19 protein-coding genes are annotated in these 17,061 nt (G+C 33.4%); 4 read left to right on the top strand and 15 right to left on the bottom strand.

Going from position 1 to position 17,061, the window contains the following annotated elements:
• Nucleotides 1-59: 59 nt before the first annotated feature.
• Entirely contained in the window at nt 60-581 is a 522-nt protein-coding gene (locus ASE21_RS15675; RefSeq protein ID WP_057123637.1) for a gamma carbonic anhydrase family protein, read from the bottom strand.
• 9 nt (nt 582-590) lie between these two features.
• Nucleotides 591-1,580 carry a type IX secretion system membrane protein PorP/SprF gene (locus ASE21_RS15670; RefSeq protein ID WP_057123636.1) on the bottom strand — a complete coding sequence of 330 codons (990 nt, stop codon included), beginning with the start codon at nt 1,578-1,580 and terminating at the stop codon, nt 591-593.
• A 143-nt stretch (nt 1,581-1,723) separates the two neighbouring features.
• Here ASE21_RS15670 and ASE21_RS15665 point away from each other — a divergent pair, with 143 nt between their 5' ends.
• The 3 genes from ASE21_RS15665 (at nt 1,724) to ASE21_RS15655 (ending at nt 3,933) form a co-directional block, all read left to right on the top strand.
• Nucleotides 1,724-2,623 (top strand): NifU family protein, encoded by a 900-nt coding sequence (locus tag ASE21_RS15665; RefSeq protein WP_057123635.1) that lies wholly within the window; start codon nt 1,724-1,726, stop codon nt 2,621-2,623.
• A 131-nt stretch (nt 2,624-2,754) separates the two neighbouring features.
• On the top strand, nt 2,755-3,027 hold the full coding sequence (locus ASE21_RS15660; protein WP_057123634.1) for a hypothetical protein: 273 nt from the start codon (nt 2,755-2,757) through the stop codon (nt 3,025-3,027).
• 90 nt (nt 3,028-3,117) lie between these two features.
• Nucleotides 3,118-3,933: a mechanosensitive ion channel family protein gene (locus ASE21_RS15655; protein WP_057123633.1), complete on the top strand. Its 816-nt coding sequence runs from the start codon at nt 3,118-3,120 to the stop codon at nt 3,931-3,933.
• A 7-nt stretch (nt 3,934-3,940) separates the two neighbouring features.
• Here ASE21_RS15655 and tsaB read toward each other — a convergent pair whose 3' ends face one another.
• The 7 genes from tsaB to ASE21_RS15620 all read right to left on the bottom strand — a co-directional run bounded on the left by tsaB (nt 3,941) and on the right by ASE21_RS15620 (nt 11,802).
• The gene (tsaB, locus tag ASE21_RS15650) at nt 3,941-4,612 is read right to left on the bottom strand and encodes a tRNA (adenosine(37)-N6)-threonylcarbamoyltransferase complex dimerization subunit type 1 TsaB (protein ID WP_057123632.1); all 672 of its coding nucleotides are present in this window, start codon (nt 4,610-4,612) and stop codon (nt 3,941-3,943) included.
• A 62-nt stretch (nt 4,613-4,674) separates the two neighbouring features.
• Nucleotides 4,675-5,964, bottom strand: a complete 1,290-nt coding sequence (locus ASE21_RS15645; RefSeq protein WP_057123631.1) for an efflux RND transporter periplasmic adaptor subunit — start codon at nt 5,962-5,964, stop codon at nt 4,675-4,677.
• Between the two features lie 6 nt (nt 5,965-5,970).
• Nucleotides 5,971-7,359: a TolC family protein gene (locus ASE21_RS15640; RefSeq protein ID WP_057123630.1), complete on the bottom strand. Its 1,389-nt coding sequence runs from the start codon at nt 7,357-7,359 to the stop codon at nt 5,971-5,973.
• A 79-nt stretch (nt 7,360-7,438) separates the two neighbouring features.
• A complete protein-coding gene (locus tag ASE21_RS15635; protein ID WP_057123629.1) occupies nt 7,439-8,557 on the bottom strand; it encodes an efflux RND transporter periplasmic adaptor subunit in 1,119 nt (372 codons plus the stop codon).
• A 38-nt stretch (nt 8,558-8,595) separates the two neighbouring features.
• Nucleotides 8,596-9,861 carry an ABC transporter permease gene (locus ASE21_RS15630; protein WP_057123628.1) on the bottom strand — a complete coding sequence of 422 codons (1,266 nt, stop codon included), beginning with the start codon at nt 9,859-9,861 and terminating at the stop codon, nt 8,596-8,598.
• A 2-nt stretch (nt 9,862-9,863) separates the two neighbouring features.
• On the bottom strand, nt 9,864-11,108 hold the full coding sequence (locus tag ASE21_RS15625) for an ABC transporter permease (RefSeq protein ID WP_057123627.1): 1,245 nt from the start codon (nt 11,106-11,108) through the stop codon (nt 9,864-9,866).
• Complete coding sequence (locus ASE21_RS15620) at nt 11,101-11,802, bottom strand: ABC transporter ATP-binding protein (protein WP_053471651.1); 702 nt, start codon at nt 11,800-11,802, stop codon at nt 11,101-11,103. Before ASE21_RS15620 ends, ASE21_RS15625 begins: the two co-directional genes overlap by 8 nt.
• Before the next feature lie 178 nt (nt 11,803-11,980).
• On the opposite strand from ASE21_RS15620, the gene ASE21_RS15615 reads away from it, so the two are divergent.
• Nucleotides 11,981-13,387 (top strand): DUF4403 family protein, encoded by a 1,407-nt coding sequence (locus ASE21_RS15615; protein ID WP_057123626.1) that lies wholly within the window; start codon nt 11,981-11,983, stop codon nt 13,385-13,387.
• Between the two features lie 12 nt (nt 13,388-13,399).
• Here ASE21_RS15615 and ASE21_RS15610 read toward each other — a convergent pair whose 3' ends face one another.
• The 6 genes from ASE21_RS15610 to ASE21_RS15585 form a co-directional block, all read right to left on the bottom strand.
• Nucleotides 13,400-13,666: a hypothetical protein gene (locus ASE21_RS15610; protein ID WP_057123625.1), complete on the bottom strand. Its 267-nt coding sequence runs from the start codon at nt 13,664-13,666 to the stop codon at nt 13,400-13,402.
• Nucleotides 13,656-14,240 carry a DUF420 domain-containing protein gene (locus tag ASE21_RS15605; protein ID WP_057123624.1) on the bottom strand — a complete coding sequence of 195 codons (585 nt, stop codon included), beginning with the start codon at nt 14,238-14,240 and terminating at the stop codon, nt 13,656-13,658. The genes ASE21_RS15610 and ASE21_RS15605 overlap by 11 nt, the downstream gene beginning before the upstream one ends.
• A gap of 2 nt (nt 14,241-14,242) precedes the next feature.
• A complete protein-coding gene (locus ASE21_RS15600) occupies nt 14,243-14,932 on the bottom strand; it encodes an SCO family protein (protein ID WP_057123623.1) in 690 nt (229 codons plus the stop codon).
• 11 nt (nt 14,933-14,943) lie between these two features.
• Complete coding sequence (locus ASE21_RS15595) at nt 14,944-15,600, bottom strand: hypothetical protein (RefSeq protein WP_057123622.1); 657 nt, start codon at nt 15,598-15,600, stop codon at nt 14,944-14,946.
• Nucleotides 15,601-15,677: 77 nt separating this feature from the next.
• Nucleotides 15,678-16,028, bottom strand: a complete 351-nt coding sequence (locus ASE21_RS15590) for a cytochrome C oxidase subunit IV family protein (protein WP_057123621.1) — start codon at nt 16,026-16,028, stop codon at nt 15,678-15,680.
• 18 nt (nt 16,029-16,046) lie between these two features.
• Nucleotides 16,047-17,033 (bottom strand): cytochrome c oxidase subunit 3, encoded by a 987-nt coding sequence (locus ASE21_RS15585; RefSeq protein ID WP_057123620.1) that lies wholly within the window; start codon nt 17,031-17,033, stop codon nt 16,047-16,049.
• Nucleotides 17,034-17,061 lie beyond the last annotated feature (28 nt).

Genomic DNA, 17,061 nt, shown 5'->3' with positions numbered 1-17,061 from the left:
CAAGTTGTAATGCGTTGTCAAACAATTGGAATCTGGAATTTTTATATAGGAATTTTTTATTATTGTTCTTCGTTTTTAAACCAGCCTGAGTACATTACGTAATTATTTGAAATACGCTCGATCTCGCCCGCAAAATCAGATTGATCAATATCTTTCACTTTTCTGGCAGGAACTCCCGCAAAAATTGTTCCCGCAGGAACGACTGTATTTTGAGTTAAAACCGCTCCGGCCGCAATAATAGAATTACTTTCTACTACACAATTATCCATAACGATAGCGCCCATTCCAATTAAAACATTGTCATGAATGGTACATCCGTGCACAATTGCATTATGGCCAATCGAAACATTATTTCCTATAATTGTCGGATGCTTTTGATACGTACAATGAATTATTGCACCATCCTGAATGTTTACTTTATTTCCTATTTTAATAAAATGAACATCTCCGCGAACAACAGCATTAAACCAAACGCTGCAAGAGTCTCCAAAAGAAACATCTCCAACAATTGTTGCGTTTTCAGCAACATAACAATCTTCTGGAATAGAAGGCGATTTTCCGTTTACAGATTTAATAAGCATAACCAAATTTTAATTAATTGCCGGACAATTACAATCGTAACGTTCTTTTTTGCAAAATAAATTTACTCCCAAAGTTATCTGATGATAACCCCCTGTATCAAATTTTACATCTCCCATAACCTGAGAATAAGTGTATGCAAACATAAAATTCTTAAAATTCACGCCTACAATTGGAGTGAAATATTGCAATTTTTGAGAAGAAACTCCATTTCCTGCGTTCAATTGTGTTCCGTCGAAACTTCTTCTATAAGACAGCGCAGCCCATAAACTTCCAAAATCCAAATTTTTATAAACTTTCATGTTTACATCAATTGTTTTTTCTTTTGTCTGATCAAACATTTGAAATAAAACAGAAGGCTCCCATGTAATTTTATCGCTTTTACCAAAAACATAACCAGCGCTTAAAAGATATTTTCTTAAGTTATCATTTTCGTAATCCGTATACAATTTCCTTCGGGTTTCAAGCACACCCTGAACTGTTGCATGAACATAAAAATCCAAATAATTATAAGATGCACCAATATCTAAATTGAAATAAGAATCTTTTTGAATAGAACCAAAAACAATTGGATCGAAAGTTCCTCCAAATTTTGTTTCATCTAACTGACTTTGAATCAATCCGCCGCTGATACCAAAAGAAAGCTGATTCAAATCAACTTCGTCTCTTGAAAACATAATATGATGCGCGTAAGTAAGCTTTACTCCTTTTTCTGAATGATACCCGTTTTTATCATTAAAAACAATAATACCTGCTCCTGAACGTTCTCCTATTCTTCCATTAAAACTCAATGTTTGCAAAGAAGGCGCGTCTTCCTGACCAAACCATTGTTTTCTGGCTGTCAGTCTGATTTTTGCACAATTAGCCGCACCTGCCATTGAAGGGTGGATTAAGTAATAATTATCTGATAAATAATCTGAATAAACCGGAATTCCTTCTTGAGAGTAAGTATAAAAAGTCGTTATTAAAAAAACAATTAATAACTTGATTTTTAATTTCATAATGGGTGGCTAGTTAGTCTAATTTTTACACTCTCAATAATTTAGTACGAATTATTTGAATAGAGTCTTAATTATTTTATTAAAAAATCAAATATAGGTAATAGTAGAAAATAACTTTAGTAAATTTGCAAAAAATTACTACCATGACAAAAATCACTATAAAAGAGACTCAAAATCCGACTATTTTAAAGTTCGAATTTGAAGATTTTATTACTCAAAATCAAAGCTTTGAATTTAAAAATATTGATGAAGCACAAGCTTCGCCATTAGCACAGCAATTATTCTATCTTCCTTTTGTAAAAACAGTTTACATTTCAGGAAATTTCATTGCAATCGAAAGATACAGTATTGTAGAATGGAATGATGTTAAAGAGGATGTTGCAGAGCAAATTGCAGCGTTTGTGGACAAAGGCGGCGTTATCATAAAAGTCGACGAAAACAAAGCAAAAAAACAACCAATTACAGTTTATGGAGAAACAACTCCAAACCCTGCAGCATTAAAATTTGTTGTAAGCAGAATGCTGACGAGAAATGCCGTTGAATACAAAAACATCGATCAGACAGCTTCTTCTCCACTGGCACAGGAATTATTCAAGTTTCCTTACGTAAAAGAAGTATTTATTGATGAAAATTATATTTCTGTTACTAAATATGATATTAATGACTGGTCAGAAATCACTTTAGAATTAAGAACGTTCATTAAACAGTTTATCGAAAACGGAGGAACAGTTCTTGACGAAAGTTTAATTCAGACAACTGTTAAAAATGATGTTACAAAAGATGAAGCTTTTGACAAATTAGATGTTACGTCTCAGCAGATTATTAATATTTTAGAAGAATATGTAAAACCGGCGGTTGCTGCTGATGGCGGAAATATTGCTTTTGACTCTTACAACGAAGACGACAAAACTGTAAAAGTAATATTGCAAGGTGCGTGCAGCGGATGCCCTTCATCAACATTTACTTTAAAAAGCGGTATCGAAAATATGCTGAAAAGCATGTTAAATGATGAAGCTATTAAAGTTGAAGCTTTAAATGCATAAATTGTAATTAAATAAAAGATTGAAGTGTCTCAAACGAGGCGCTTTTTTTATACCAATTAATTAATCGGAATTTAAATTGTTTTTCTTTAAAAATAATTAATATTGTAACCTAAACTAATCAATTTAAAACCATGGGATTATCATCATTTTTTAGCAATTTATTTGGCTCGGCAAAAGCAACAACTGCTGTTTTAGCCGATGAAGCCGAAAATACTTTTGAAGACGTCAAAGAAGCTGCAGAACCTATTCTCGAAAATGCAGCCGATTTAATACATGATGTATTTGATTCGATAAAAGAAGTGATTTCAGAAAATACAAATCCTGATTATGCACTTGTTTCTGAAACTGTAGTCGATGTCAGCGAAGACGCAGTAACTGATGGAGATTCAGAAGAAGATAAGTAATTGAAATCCTTTTCAAAAAATAAAATATATTTATATTTGCAGCACTAATATACCTTCTCTTTGAGAAGGTTTTTTTATTCTTACAATATAATGGACAAAATCAATTCAGATCAATTTAGCAGTTATGCCAGCAGGTATATAGAAGTACTGCTTGATTATTCGCCTAAATTAATTTCAGCTTTTTTAATTTTATTTGTCGGCTTATATGCCATCAGATTAATAAACAGAATCATTAGAAAAATCATGGTTAAGAGAAATCTTGACCCGACTTTAACAAAATTCCTTGCCGATATTTTGTTATGGGCACTTCGAATTTTGCTGTTTGTAACTTTTATTTCAAAACTCGGAATTGAGACTTCTTCGTTTGTTGCGATTTTAGGTGCGATGGGACTAGCGGTTGGTTTATCGCTGCAGGGTTCACTTTCTAATTTTGCCGGCGGAATGCTGATTATCGTTTTTAAACCTTTTAAAGTTGGCGATACAATTGAGGCTCAAGGTGTAATTGCAACAGTTTTAGAGATTCAGATTTTTGTAACCAAAATGCTTACCGGAAATAATCAGACTGTTTTTGTTCCAAATGGTGCTTTATCAAACGGAACAATTATTAATTACTCAATGCAGGGAGAAAGAAGAGCTGATTTGACCTTTTCTGTTTCTTATGATTCTGATATCAAAAAGGCAAAAGACATTCTTCTTGATGTCTTAAACAAAAATCCAAAAGTGCTTAAAACCCCGGCACCAGAAGTTTTTGTAAAGAATTTATCTGCTAGTTCTGTAGATTTTGCAGTTCGTCCATGGGCAAAAAATGCAAATTACGGGGCTGTTTTTTCTGAAACTTTAGAAAATTGTAAAACAGCCTTAGATGAAGCAGGAATTTCTGTTCAGCCGTTTACACTTCAAAAATAAAAGGTATTTACTGCTTTTTAGGCAGTGTCATCATAAAATCTTTCAAATAATAAGGTTCAAAATAAGCGACATCTACAGTGTCGCTTTTTTGATATTTATCGAAACTGATTTTACTCATTTCCCGTGCCGACGGGTATTTAATTTCTTCTAAAAAGATAAAGTTTTCTTTTGCTAAAACCGGTTTGCATTTTTCGGCACAATCACCAACGAAATAAAGTTTTTCAGTATATTCTGAAAATGAATCTTCTGTAATAACCTCTGCTTTAATTGCTCTTTCTACTTCTAAATCAGCATTAAAAACTTCGCTGTATACTTCCATTCTTCTGGCATCGAGCATCGGAATAATTTTTCCGTCTGTAACATTGGCTTTTGAAGCCAAAGTTTGTAACGTATCAACCGCGATTAAGGGAATGTTTAAAGCAAAACACAATCCTTTTGCTGCCGAAACCCCAATTCGTAAACCTGTATACGAACCTGGTCCCTGACTTACCGCAATCGCTTTTAAATCCTGAACAGAAATGCCGGATTCTGCAATAACTTCTTCAATAAAAACATGAAGTTTTTCAGCATGCGAATATCCTTCTTCGGCGATTTCTTTACAGAGAATCGTTTCTCCATTTTTTGCAATTGAGACAGAACAATTTTTAGTTGCGGTTTCGATATTGAGAATGAAAGACAATGTATGTAATTTTAAAATTAATTATTATGGCAGACTGAGTGAAGTTCAGACAAATATGTTATTTATTTCTTAGAAGCTTCTGCTTTTTTGGACTTTACTTTATCGCCGGAATTTAATTCTTTTGAAACTGTTGTATATGGCCCTGTAATGACAACATCTCCCGGTTTTAATCCGGACATTACTTCAATATTGGTATCGTCCTGAATTCCGGTTTTGATAATTCTGATTTTAGCTTTGTCTCCAACTTTTACAAAAACACATTCGAATTTTTTATCGCTTTTTGGAGCTGCTTTTTTCTCATTCGGATCTTCAACTGTAAAATCTTTTACGGCTGTAGTATCAGATTTTACGACAACTGAACTAATCGGCACTGCCAAAACATTGTTTTTAGTTGTGGTAATAATGTCAACTGTAGCGGTCATTCCCGGTCTGAAAGGTGAATATGCTGCTGGCTTTCCTTCTAACAAATCCTGATAGGAATCTTTTAAAATACGAACTTTAACTTTGAAATTCGTAACCTGATCTGAAGTCAAAGTTGTACTTGCTGAATTTGAAATACTGGTTACAACACCTTTAAATTTCTTTTTTAAATAAGCATCGACTTCAACATTTGCCTCGTCACCTATTTTAATTTTTACGATATCATTTTCGTTTACATCAACTTCAACCTCCATATTATTCAGGTTGGCAACTCTTAAAAGTTCTGTTCCAGCCATTTGCTGCGTTCCTAAAACACGTTCTCCCAACTCCACGTTTAATACAGAAATTGTACCATCTGCCGGAGCATAAATTGTTGTACGGCCTAAGTTGTCTCTGGCTTCTGTTACAGACGCCGAAGCGCTCTGAACATTATAGTAAGAAGATTGTTTTGTTGCTTTTGCTACTTCATAAGTCGAAATAGCTTTATCCCAATCAGATTTTGAAATCACACCTTTATCATAAAGCGTTTTATTGCGCTCATAATTTGCTTTTGCCTCTTTAAAACTGGCTTCAGACTGCACTAAACCGGCTTTTGTTCCTGATAAATTGGCTACCGATCTTTCTAATCCTGATGTATATAAATCAGGATTTATTTTTACCAGCAGATCTCCTTTTTTTACAACCTGACCTTCTTTTACATTTAGTGCAATAATTTCACCGGAAACCATTGATGAAAGTTTTACTTCAATTTCCGGCTGGATTTTTCCAGTTGCCGAAACTGTTTCAACAATTGTTGAAGCCACTACTTTTGATGTTTCAACTTCTTTTCCTTCATCTTTATTTCCTATTACTCCTGCTTTGGAAAGCCCAACTAACGCTATAATAATAACTACGGCTAAACCAACTAAGAAGTAAACTGTTTTTTTTGACATAATAAATTATTTTGTAATAATTGGAACAATTGGAATTCCGAAATAGAACTCAAGTATCTTAATTTTAAACATGTAATCGTATTTCGTTCTGATAACGTCAGATTGTGCATTTGTCAGCAAAGTTTGTGCTTGTGTAAAATCGAATGAATTCATTAAACCAACATCGTACTTTTCTTTAGCATAATTGTAAGCCTGCTGTCTTGCTTCAAGAGTTACAGTAGCAGATTCATAAGTATTTAAAGCTCCTTTTGCATCTGTAAATGCTGTGTAAACATTACGCTGCAAATCTAAACTTTTTTGCTCTAAATCTATTTTAGATTTCTCTAAACTTACTTTGTTTCTTTCAACATTGTTTTTGGCAGAAAATCCATTAAATATTGGAACACTTAATTGAAAACCAAAATTGTGTCCTTTGTTATCACTAAACTGAGTAAAAACAGGATCTGGTCCTGCATAAATTGGTTGTTTAGTAACAGGATCAGTTCCAATTAATCGATCACTGTAACTGGCACTTGTACTAAATTGATAAAAACCTCTCAAAGTTGGCTGATAAGCACCTTTTGCAATCGCAACATTTTTCTCGGCAATTTCAAGATTAGTCTGCGCTAATTTTAATTCCGTTCTTGTTTCTTTTGCTTTATTGTAAATATCAATTGGTGTTTGCGCCATGATATTATTTTCATCTGTCGCATTTGTGTCGTCTACAACGTCAAAATCTGCAAATTCTTTTAATTGTAAAAGCTGGGCTAAACTTAATTTTGAAATCAATAAATTGTTTTCAGAAACTGTAATATTTTGCTTATCTGTAGCAACAGTCGCTTTCAGATCAAATAAATCGCCACGCGGAATTGTTCCCGCATTTACCATTTCTTCAGAACGTGCATAACGTTTTTCATCAATTGTTAATTGCTCTTTCTTTATTTTCAGGTCTTCTTTATTTGATAAAATCTGAAGAAAAGCGTTCGCAACGTTTAATGAAATATCTTCCTGCATTTTCAACAGCTGATATTTTGATGCTATAATTGAAAGTGTTGCTCTTCTGTAAGCATTTTGATTTTGCAAACCTTTGTAGATATCAACATTTGCATTAACGCCTAATGAAGAATACTGGGTCGTTTGTGTAGTGGCAATGTTAGTTACAGGGTTTACGTTCAAACCAATATTCCATGAATGAGAAGCATTACCATTTACCGTTGGAAGATAACTTCCTAATGCGCCTCTTTTATCAATATTTGCTGTTTTTACGTCGAGCTCGGATAATTTAATTGTGATATTATTATCTAATGCATATCTCACACATTCTTCCAGTGTCCATTGTTTTGTTTGTGCATGTCCAACTATTCCAAAACCGAATAAGAGGGCAAAAACAAGGCTATTATATTTATTTATTTTCATATACTTTGAATGAAGCGCAGTAAACCAGACTACGCAAATTTAACATTTTTTAAAACCAAAAACTCGTTATAATTTCAAATTACTTTTTCTCTTCCTTTTCATCAATTAAACCCTGATTCCAGATTTTAATTTTATCTGTGTTTTTGATACCGCTTTTAACCTGAACGTAAATTCCGTCGCTTACGCCAAGAACCAAATCTCTTCTTTGAAATTTTTGCGGTGCTGTTTCCACTTCCACATAAGGTTTTTGAGTTTTTTTGTCAAACTGAACTAATGATTCTTTTATAGCCAATACTTTATCAGCTTTTTCAAGAATAATAGATGCATTTGCACTTAAACCGGCTCTAATAAATGTATCTCCTTTGTTTTCTAATCTTGCTTTTATTTCAAACTGAATTGCTCCGTTTTCTACCACTCCTTTTGGCGCTATATCAGTCAAAACAGCTTCAAACTTTTTATTTTCAATAGCTCCAACTGTGATTTCAATTGGCATTTTTTCTTTGATTTTTCCAACTTCAGATTCGTCAATTTTTCCAATAAAAATCATTCTTCCAACATCGGCAACACTTGCAATAGTGGTTCCTTCGTTGAAATTATTACTTTCAATAACCTGATTTCCAACTTTTACAGGAACCTGTAAAACCATTCCGTTAACAGTCGAACGAATTAAAGTATTCGCATAACTTCCTAATGAAGTTGTTGTACCTGTTTTAACGATATCTAAGTTTTGTTTTGCCGCCAGATAATTTTGTTTTGCTTGTTTATAGGCAACTTGTGCAGCATCAAAATCATTAGCAGAAATTACATCTTTATCAAAAAGCGTTTTTTGTCTCTGGTAAATTTTTTCCTGGTTATCCAAAGCAATTTTAGCTGTCTGAACTTGATTTTGAGTACTGCTGACATTAGAAACATTTGCTACAACTCTAATTTTGGCAATCATATCGCCAGCTTTAATTTTTTCTCCCGCTTTGATGTAAACCTGCTCAATAATACCTGAAATATTTGGTTTGATTAGGACCTCTTCATCAGGCTGAATATTACCAGTTGCGATTGTATTTTTTACAATAGTTTTAATCTCTGCTTTCTCCGTTTTAAAAACAATTGGTGATGCCTGATTCTTCGCGTATAAATAATAAAGCGCTCCAAAAAAGACTATGGCAATTAAAATTAAAATGGTTACGGTTACTCCTTTTTTCATTTTGTTTTCGGTTTAATCGATTATTTTGATTGATAATTTTATTCTGTTCGTAAAGCATCTACAGGCTTTACATTAATTGCGGTCTGCGCCGGAATAAATCCTGCCAGCAAACCAGATCCTACTAATATTATTAAGGCTACAAATACAACGCCTAAATCAACACTTGGATTAGCAAACATGGTGTCATTTCCGGGCGGCATCGAATCGAGCGCCATATTTAAGAGCGCAATAATTCCGGTTGCGACGGCAATTCCAAACATTCCAGAAATAATAGTTAAAAATATAGATTCTGATAAAATCTGTCCGCGTATCGCACCCGGTGTTGCTCCTAATGCTCTTCTGATTCCTATTTCTTTTGTGCGCTCTTTCACTACAATCAGCATGATATTTGAAATTCCAATTACTCCGGAAATCAAAACCAGTGTTCCAACAAAATAAGCAATGATTTTTAGAATGTTAAATAAGCTCTGTACTTTATTAAACTGCTCGTACAAATCAAAATTTCCAACCGCTCTGTCATCTGCCGGATTAATTGAATGAAGCGATTTTATAATTTCTAAAATTTTAGGTTTTAAATCGGTAATAGAGGTTTCGTCTTTTGCAGTAAGCGCCATCCACCCTACTTTATCACCATAATTAAAAGCCTGCTGAAAAGTAGTAAACGGAATAAAAATATTTTTTTGCTCCTGTTCTGCATTTCCTCCTTGCTGTTTGGATTTATAAACTCCAACAACCATAAAATTTATTCCGTTGATTTTGATATAAGTCCCTACAGCATCTTCTTCTTTTCCATAAAGTTCACTGATAACACCTGTACCAATTATAGCAATTTTTCTTCTATCGAGAATATCCTGCTGGTTTATAAATCTGCCTTTTGTAATATCCATTGGCTGTTGTTTAATCAGTTCCGGATAATCCCCATAAATGGTAAATGCAGAAGTTTTTGTTCCTCGGACAACATTGTTTGTTCCGTTAAAATCTCCTAACTGATTTCTTGGAGAAACATATAATAAATCTGGCAACGCTGCTTTTAAAGCCGCCACATCGCTGTTTCTAAAATCATAACGGCGTGTTTTTGGCAGTCCTTTATATGCTTTAGACGTAGTCTGACTCCACATAAACATTGTATTTGTAGCGATTCCGTCAAATCCTTTTTTAATACCATTTTCCAAACCATTACCTGCAGCAAGTAAAATCACCAGAATAAAAATCCCCCAAAATACACCAAAAGCGGTCAGAATAGTTCTGAAAGGATTGGCTGTCAAAGCCTGTAAAATCTCGTCCCAATTATCTTTTTTAAACATAACTATTCGTCTCTAAGTGCTACAATCGGTTTAATTTTGGCGGCTCTGTATGCCGGAAAAAATCCGGCAACGGCACCTGCAAATACAAGCAAAAAAAGTGTTGTCAGGGCCACACTAAAATCTACCTCAGGATTTCTAAAATATTCACTCTGAACCATTGGCCCTACAAATTCCAGCAGCAATAAACTCGCCAAAAGTCCGACAAAACCTGCTATTGTGGTAATAAAAATTGATTCGTGAAGAATCATCGAAATAATAGAAAACGGCGATGCGCCTAATGCTTTCCTAATCCCAATTTCTTTAGTTCTTTCTTTTACAATGATCAGCATGATATTACTTACACCAACAACTCCGGCAATAATGGTACAAATTCCCACCCACCAAAAAAACAGTCTGATGTATAAATTCAAATCATAAAACTGTTTGGCATCTTTAACCGAATTATAAGCCCCAATTCCGCTGTCGTCTTCCGGAGCGACCATGTTTTTACTTTTGAGCAGCTCTTTTAAATCCTGAGTAAACTTTTCAGATTGGGCCAGGGCTTCATCATAATCTTTTGTCTTTTTCAAAGTAAAAAACATATTGCTGATTTTATCTCCCGCTCCAAAAGTTCTCTGAACAGTTGTTAATGGCAGATAAGCTCTTGCTTCTTCTCTTTCTCCTCCCGGATCTGTAAAAATGCCAATTACTTTAAAATTGATATTATTTATTTGAATTTCTTTTCCAAGGGCATCCTGATCTTTAAACAAATCTGTTTTAATTTTCATACCAATAGTAGCGACTTTTTCATTATTAGCTAAGTCTTTACTATTTACATATCGCCCCTGAACTATGGTAAGGTTTTCAATTCCTCCGTAATCAGGATTTACTCCTCTATATTGATAATTTCCATTTTCTTTTCCATACGCAAATTGCGCTCCCCAATAGTTTTGTGTTGAAGCTCTTAAATCTAATTTTTCCTCAAATTTTTGAACTGATTGGTTATAATCACTATTTCGAAACTGAACCTGTCTTCCTGGGTTCAATCCTTTATATTCTTTTGTTGTGGTACCGGCCCAAACCTCAATAATTCCGGCAGCATCACGTTCAAACTGCTTTTCAATACCATTTTGAAGTCCTTTACCCGCTCCGAGCAAAATCACCAAAATAAAAATTCCCGACGCTACCGAAATTCCTGTCAGAAATGTTCGAAGTCGGTTTTTTGAAATGGCATCAAATATTTCCTGCCAGCGTTCAATATTAAACATAAGATGAAGCTCTAACTTGTTCTACTAATTTATCATCGATAATTAATCCGTCTTTCAGGACTACATTTCTTTTGCACATTGCGGCAATATCAGGTTCGTGTGTAACGATCAAAATCGTTTTTCCTTCATCGTTAATTCCTTGAATAAGTTCCATAACTTCATAAGAAGTTTTGGTATCTAAAGCTCCTGTCGGTTCATCGGCCAATAAAACTTTAGGATTCGAAGCCAGTGCCCTTGCAATGGCAACACGCTGTTTTTGACCTCCCGAAAGCTCATTTGGCAAATGGTGTGAATGAGATCCCAAGCCAACTTTTTCAAGATATTTCATTGCTATATCATAACGTTCTTTTCTTTTTACGCCCTGATAGTATAAAGGCATAGCAACGTTATCTAATGCCGATTTATAATTGATGAGATTGAAAGACTGAAAAACAAAACCCAGAAATTTATTCCTGTATTTTGAAGCTAAAGTTTCGTTTAATTTCTTAATTGGAGTATTGTCTAAAATATAACTACCAGAATCTGCTTCATCAAGAATCCCTAAAATATTAAGAAGAGTCGATTTTCCAGATCCGGATGAACCCATAATCGCTACTAATTCTCCTTCGGCAATATTAAAATTTATTCCTTTCAACACATGAAGTTCAGAACTTCCCATTTTATAGGATTTATGCAAATCTTTAATTTCGATCATGGTATTGTTAAATTTTTAAAACAATAATAATATATTTTATAAGTAAATTATGATAATAAAACGTTAATAATTATGTTTCATTATTTAAATAAGACGGTAGTTATTATCAAATGTTACAGTTTGTCAGAATAATTTAATTGTTTTCTTAATTTTGCTTTATTTTAAAAAATCATTAATTATGAAATTTTTTTCCATAATCTCAATGTTTGCGGTAACTGCAGCATTTATAAGCTGTTCTACATCTCAAAAATTAGAAACTTTAAAACCAGAACCTGATGATGCGAGTCCGTTAGTTTACGATGCGAATCCATCCTTTATTAATCTGCCGATTACCGTTAAGCTAAATGATATTGAAAATCAAACCAATACTCTCTTAAACGGATTGATTTATGAAGATAATAATATAGAAGATGATGACATCGAAATAAAAATCTGGAAACAGGCTCCTATTAAAATTCAGAATGATCCTTCGAATCCTGATAAAAAAATAAAAACAATTCTTCCGTTAAAAGCCAATATTAAATACAGAATTGGTACTAAAAAATTGGGTGTTGAACTTTACGATACAAGAGAGTTCAATTTAAACGGGGTTATAACATTGTCAAGCGAAGCTGCTTTAACAAATTGGAAATTAAATACTAAAACCGAATTCAAATCTTTAGAATGGAGTGAAAGTCCGACGATGATTGTTTTTGGAAAAAATCTGCCAATTACATATCTGATCAATCCTGCAATTTCAATTTTCAAATCTAAATTAGAACATACTATTGATGATGCTATTGAAAAATCAATGGATTTTAAGCCAAATGTTTTATCTGCTTTAGAAAAAATTTGTACGCCGTTTCAAATGAGTGATACTTATGAAAGCTGGCTGCGAATTGTTCCTATTGAAATTTATTCTACCAATGCAAAACTGAAAAATGATTCTTTTTTGATGGAAATGGGAATGAAATGCAATATGGAAACCATTGTGGGCAAACAACCGGAATCTAAATTTAATGCCAGTAAAATTGTTTTAAAACCGGTTACTAAAATTCCAAATCAGATTTCAGCCAATATTGCCGCTATTTCAAGTTATGTTGATGCTTCAAAAATTATGACCAGGAATTTTGCCGGACAGGAATTTGGTTCAGGAAGTAAAAAAGTAACCGTTAAAAATGTTTCTATCTGGCATAAAGACGGCAAAATGGTAATTGCACTTGATGTTTTAGGATCGATAAATGGTACATTATATTTAAATGGTTTTCCGCAGTACAATCCGCAGACAAAAGAAATATTTTTTGAAAAACTGGATTATGTTTTAGATACTAAAAGTAAGCTTATGCGAACTGCAAACTGGCTTGTTCAGGGTTATGTCTTAAAAAAGATGGAAGAAAGCTGCAGGTATTCCATACAGCCTAATTTAGAAGAAGGCAAAAAAAGTATGGCTTCTTATCTAAAAAACTATTCGCCAATGCCGGGCGTTTTTGTAAACGGAAAAATGGAAGATATTCAGTTTGATAAAATTCAGTTAACCAATCAGGCCATTATCGCTTTTATCAAAATTAACGGAACGGTAAATGTTTCTGTTAATGGATTGAAATAAAAAAAGGCAGAATTATATTTCTGCCTTTTTCTTTTTAGACCGGTACATCTTGTAAATAAGAAAACCGATTATGGCTACCAGTAAATAGGGAATAATCATTAAAAAAACGATTCCGTCATTTACAGCTTCTGCTTTTTTTACATTTGAATCTCCGGCAAGCGCGGCGCGACACATTGCACATTGCGCATTCGCTGAAATTCCAATTAAAAAAAGACAAATTCCAAGAATAAAGCTTTGGATTTTGGAATTTGTTTTGTTGATTTTATTTTTAATATACATAATAAGGAGAAATCATTAAATAGACTATAACACCTGTAACCGCAACGTACAACCAAAGCGGAAAGGTAATTTTAGCTATTTTTCTGTGTTTATCAAATTTTTGAGCCAATGCTCTCACATAAGTAATCAATACTAAAGGAATAATTACAACTGATAAAATAATATGTGTGATTAAAATAAAAGCATATAAATATCTTACAGCGCCTACTTTAGCTTTTTCAACTGTATCTAGAATTCGATCATGATTTACGTCTCCAAATTTAGTTGAATCTGCAGTCATATGATAAGCAACATACATGGCTAAAAAAGCCAATGACAAAGCAATTGCAAATGTCATTAAACGTTCATGCAGTTTAAGTTTTCCGTTCTTAACAGCGATTACAGCTGCAATTAAAACAATAGCTGTAAGACCATTTGTAGCAGAATAAATTAGAGGCAGAAATGAAAGTGGTTCTACGTTAATTCCAAAGTCTTTTAATTTGATTGCAAAAAGAATGCCTACGAGTAACGGAATAATAATTGAAACCGCAACGATGTATTTATTGTATTTTTTTTCTAGTGAATGATCTTCCATTTTTATTCTTCTAATAGTATTTTAATATCTTCCTGAATGTCTCTAACGCCTTTTTTATCTAAACCGTCATAATAAATATTCGGGTTCCCGAATTCATCTTTCCTGCATCGGATATTTCCGTTTTTATCAATTAAAGCAAATAATCCGGAATGTTCGAAACCTCCGCTTACTTTTGAATTTTCACCGGCATAAAGATTAAATCCTTTATTGGATAAATCCATAATCACATTTCTGTCTCCTGTTAAAAAGTTCCATGTTGATGATTTAACACCTAACAATTTTGCGTGGTCTTTTAAAACCTGAGGCGTGTCATGTACGGGATCGATTGTAATGGAAACGATTCCGAAATTAGGGTTTCCAAAAAATGTTTTTTCAATTTCCAGCATACTCATGTTCATCTTCGGGCAGATTGACGGACAAGTAGTAAAGAAAAATTCTAAAACATACACTTTTCCTTTATAGGTATCATTTGAAATTTTGACATTGTCCTGATTGGTTAATTCAAATTTTGGAGCTTTTCCAATAACCAATAATTTTCCGTCTGTGTTAGAAGATTTAGAACCAACATTATCTAAACGATTTCCTTTTACAACATCGCCATTTTTAATTCTGTCTACAATTTTTGGCACAGCATAAATTCCAAAAATCAAAATAATGAATGAAATTCCTATATAAGATTTATTTTTGAACATTGTATCTATATTTAAAGTTGCTTAGTAGCGTTATGATTCTTTTTAAGGGCAGCACGGTATTCGTATAGAATAATCTTAAAGTCATCAAGCATTTCATTGCTTAATTCAGATGGATGAAAGGTGTCGTACCCTTCTTTGTATTCATCCTTTTTATCTTTATCTGCACCTTTCCGGCCTCTTAAATTTCTTTCTTTATCTACAATAAAAACATTTGAAGTCCCAAGTGTCTCATCTAGTTTTCCTTTTAAATGCAGCTGATTATAAAATGCCTGTATTTCATCGGGCGAAGCAAAAATAAAATTCCATCCTGAAACATCTGTAAAAGGCTTAAGGGCATCAACAAGTTTTTGAGCTTCAGCTTCTGTACCAAGCGGACAAACAACTACAAACTGAAGATCCTGAAAACCATTATAACGTTTGTAGATTTTTTCATTAAGATTAAAGTAGTTCCCTCTTCTGTTTAAAATATCAGATCCCGAGAAACCCAAAACAGTAATTTTTTTATCGAGAGAAACTTTTTTGCCGTCGAGAGATTTCCAGTTTCCAAAGTCGGCAATTTTTGGAGTAATTACAGGAAGTTTTGTAAAACTATTTACACCAGAAGCAAAAAACAAATAGGCTACAATTGGTAAAACAAAAAGCACAAAAAGAACTATATTTTTTTTCATTGTTTTAACGGAAGTTTTGAGATACAAAAATAAAAAAAGCTCCGTTAAACGGAGCTTCTTTTCGAATTAATATCATGTTAAAAATTCCATTTAATAGTAGAATCTTTAAAAACCCCATAAATATAGTGTCCTTCTGTTAACAAGATGAACAATAAATATAATACTAGGAAAATAACTGGTGACACAACAGACCATCTAAGGCTGCTTTTTTCACCCTCCATGTGCATGAATGCCCATACAATATAATAAGCTTTGAAAATTGTCAAGATATAAAATATCCAGTTTAACAAATTCAAACCAATAAAATGATTAAATTCTAATACTCCTGGTTTTAAAATACCAAGGATAACCTCTACTGTAGTTACTACTGATAGTAATCCAAAAACAAACCAGATTCTTTTTGTATTTGATACGTGCTCGTGTGACATAATAATTAAAATCTAAAATTAAACTAAGTAGAAAACTGTAAATACAAATACCCAAACCAAATCTACAAAGTGCCAGTATAAACCAACCTTCTCTACCATTTCGTAGCTTCTTCTTTTCTCGTAAGTTCCTAATAATACATTAAAGAAAATAATGATATTAATGATAACCCCAGAGAATACGTGGAATCCGTGGAATCCTGTGATGAAGAAGAAGAAATCAGCAAATAGTTTACTACCGTATTCATTTCTAGTTAAGTTTGCTCCTTCTACTACATATTTTGCGTCAACTAAACGAGCTTCAGATTCAGCTCTTGTTAAAACAGTTTTTTTCTTTTTCTCAGTAAGCTTTTCAGTTCTGATTAAAATTTCAGGGTGTGCTTTAAAACCAGCCTGAACTTCAGCAACTGTATAAGTTGGCAATGACTGTGCGTCTTCCATGAACCAGGTTGTTTTGCTTCTTGTCAAAGCTTCTCTTTGTTCCGGTAATTTTACAGCAAATTCTTCAAGAGCGACTCTTGTTCCATCAGCTTTAACAAACTGTAATAAACTTCCGCCTTTAGTTTCAACTGCACCATATTCACCTTTAATGAAGTTTTTCCATTCCCAGGCTTGAGAACCAACGAAAATTAAACCTCCAATAATAGTTAAGAACATGTAAACAGCAACTTTTGTTTTCTTTAACTGATGACCTGCATCAACAGCTAAAACCATTGTTACAGATGAAAAAATCAAGATAAAAGTCATTAAGGCTACATAATACATAGGAGCCGAAACACCATGCATAAAAGGAAAGTGAGTAAACACTTCGTCAGCCAATGGCCATGTTTCAATAAATTTAAATCTAGAAAAACCGTAAGCACCTAAGAATCCGGAGAATGTCAAGGCATCTGATACGATAAAAAACCACATCATCATTTTACCATAACTTGCTCCTAATGGCTGGATATGCTCACCGCCTCCCCAAGTTTTTTCGTCGTTGTTTGCAGTAGTAACTGTCGCTTCCATAAAAGATATTCGTTAAAAAGTTCCCAAA

The organism is Flavobacterium sp. Root901 (assembly GCF_001429765.1).
Lineage (GTDB): Bacteria > Bacteroidota > Bacteroidia > Flavobacteriales > Flavobacteriaceae > Flavobacterium.
The sequence above is the reverse complement of the archived record's forward strand: the minus strand, read 5'-3'. Positions and strand labels throughout refer to the sequence as shown.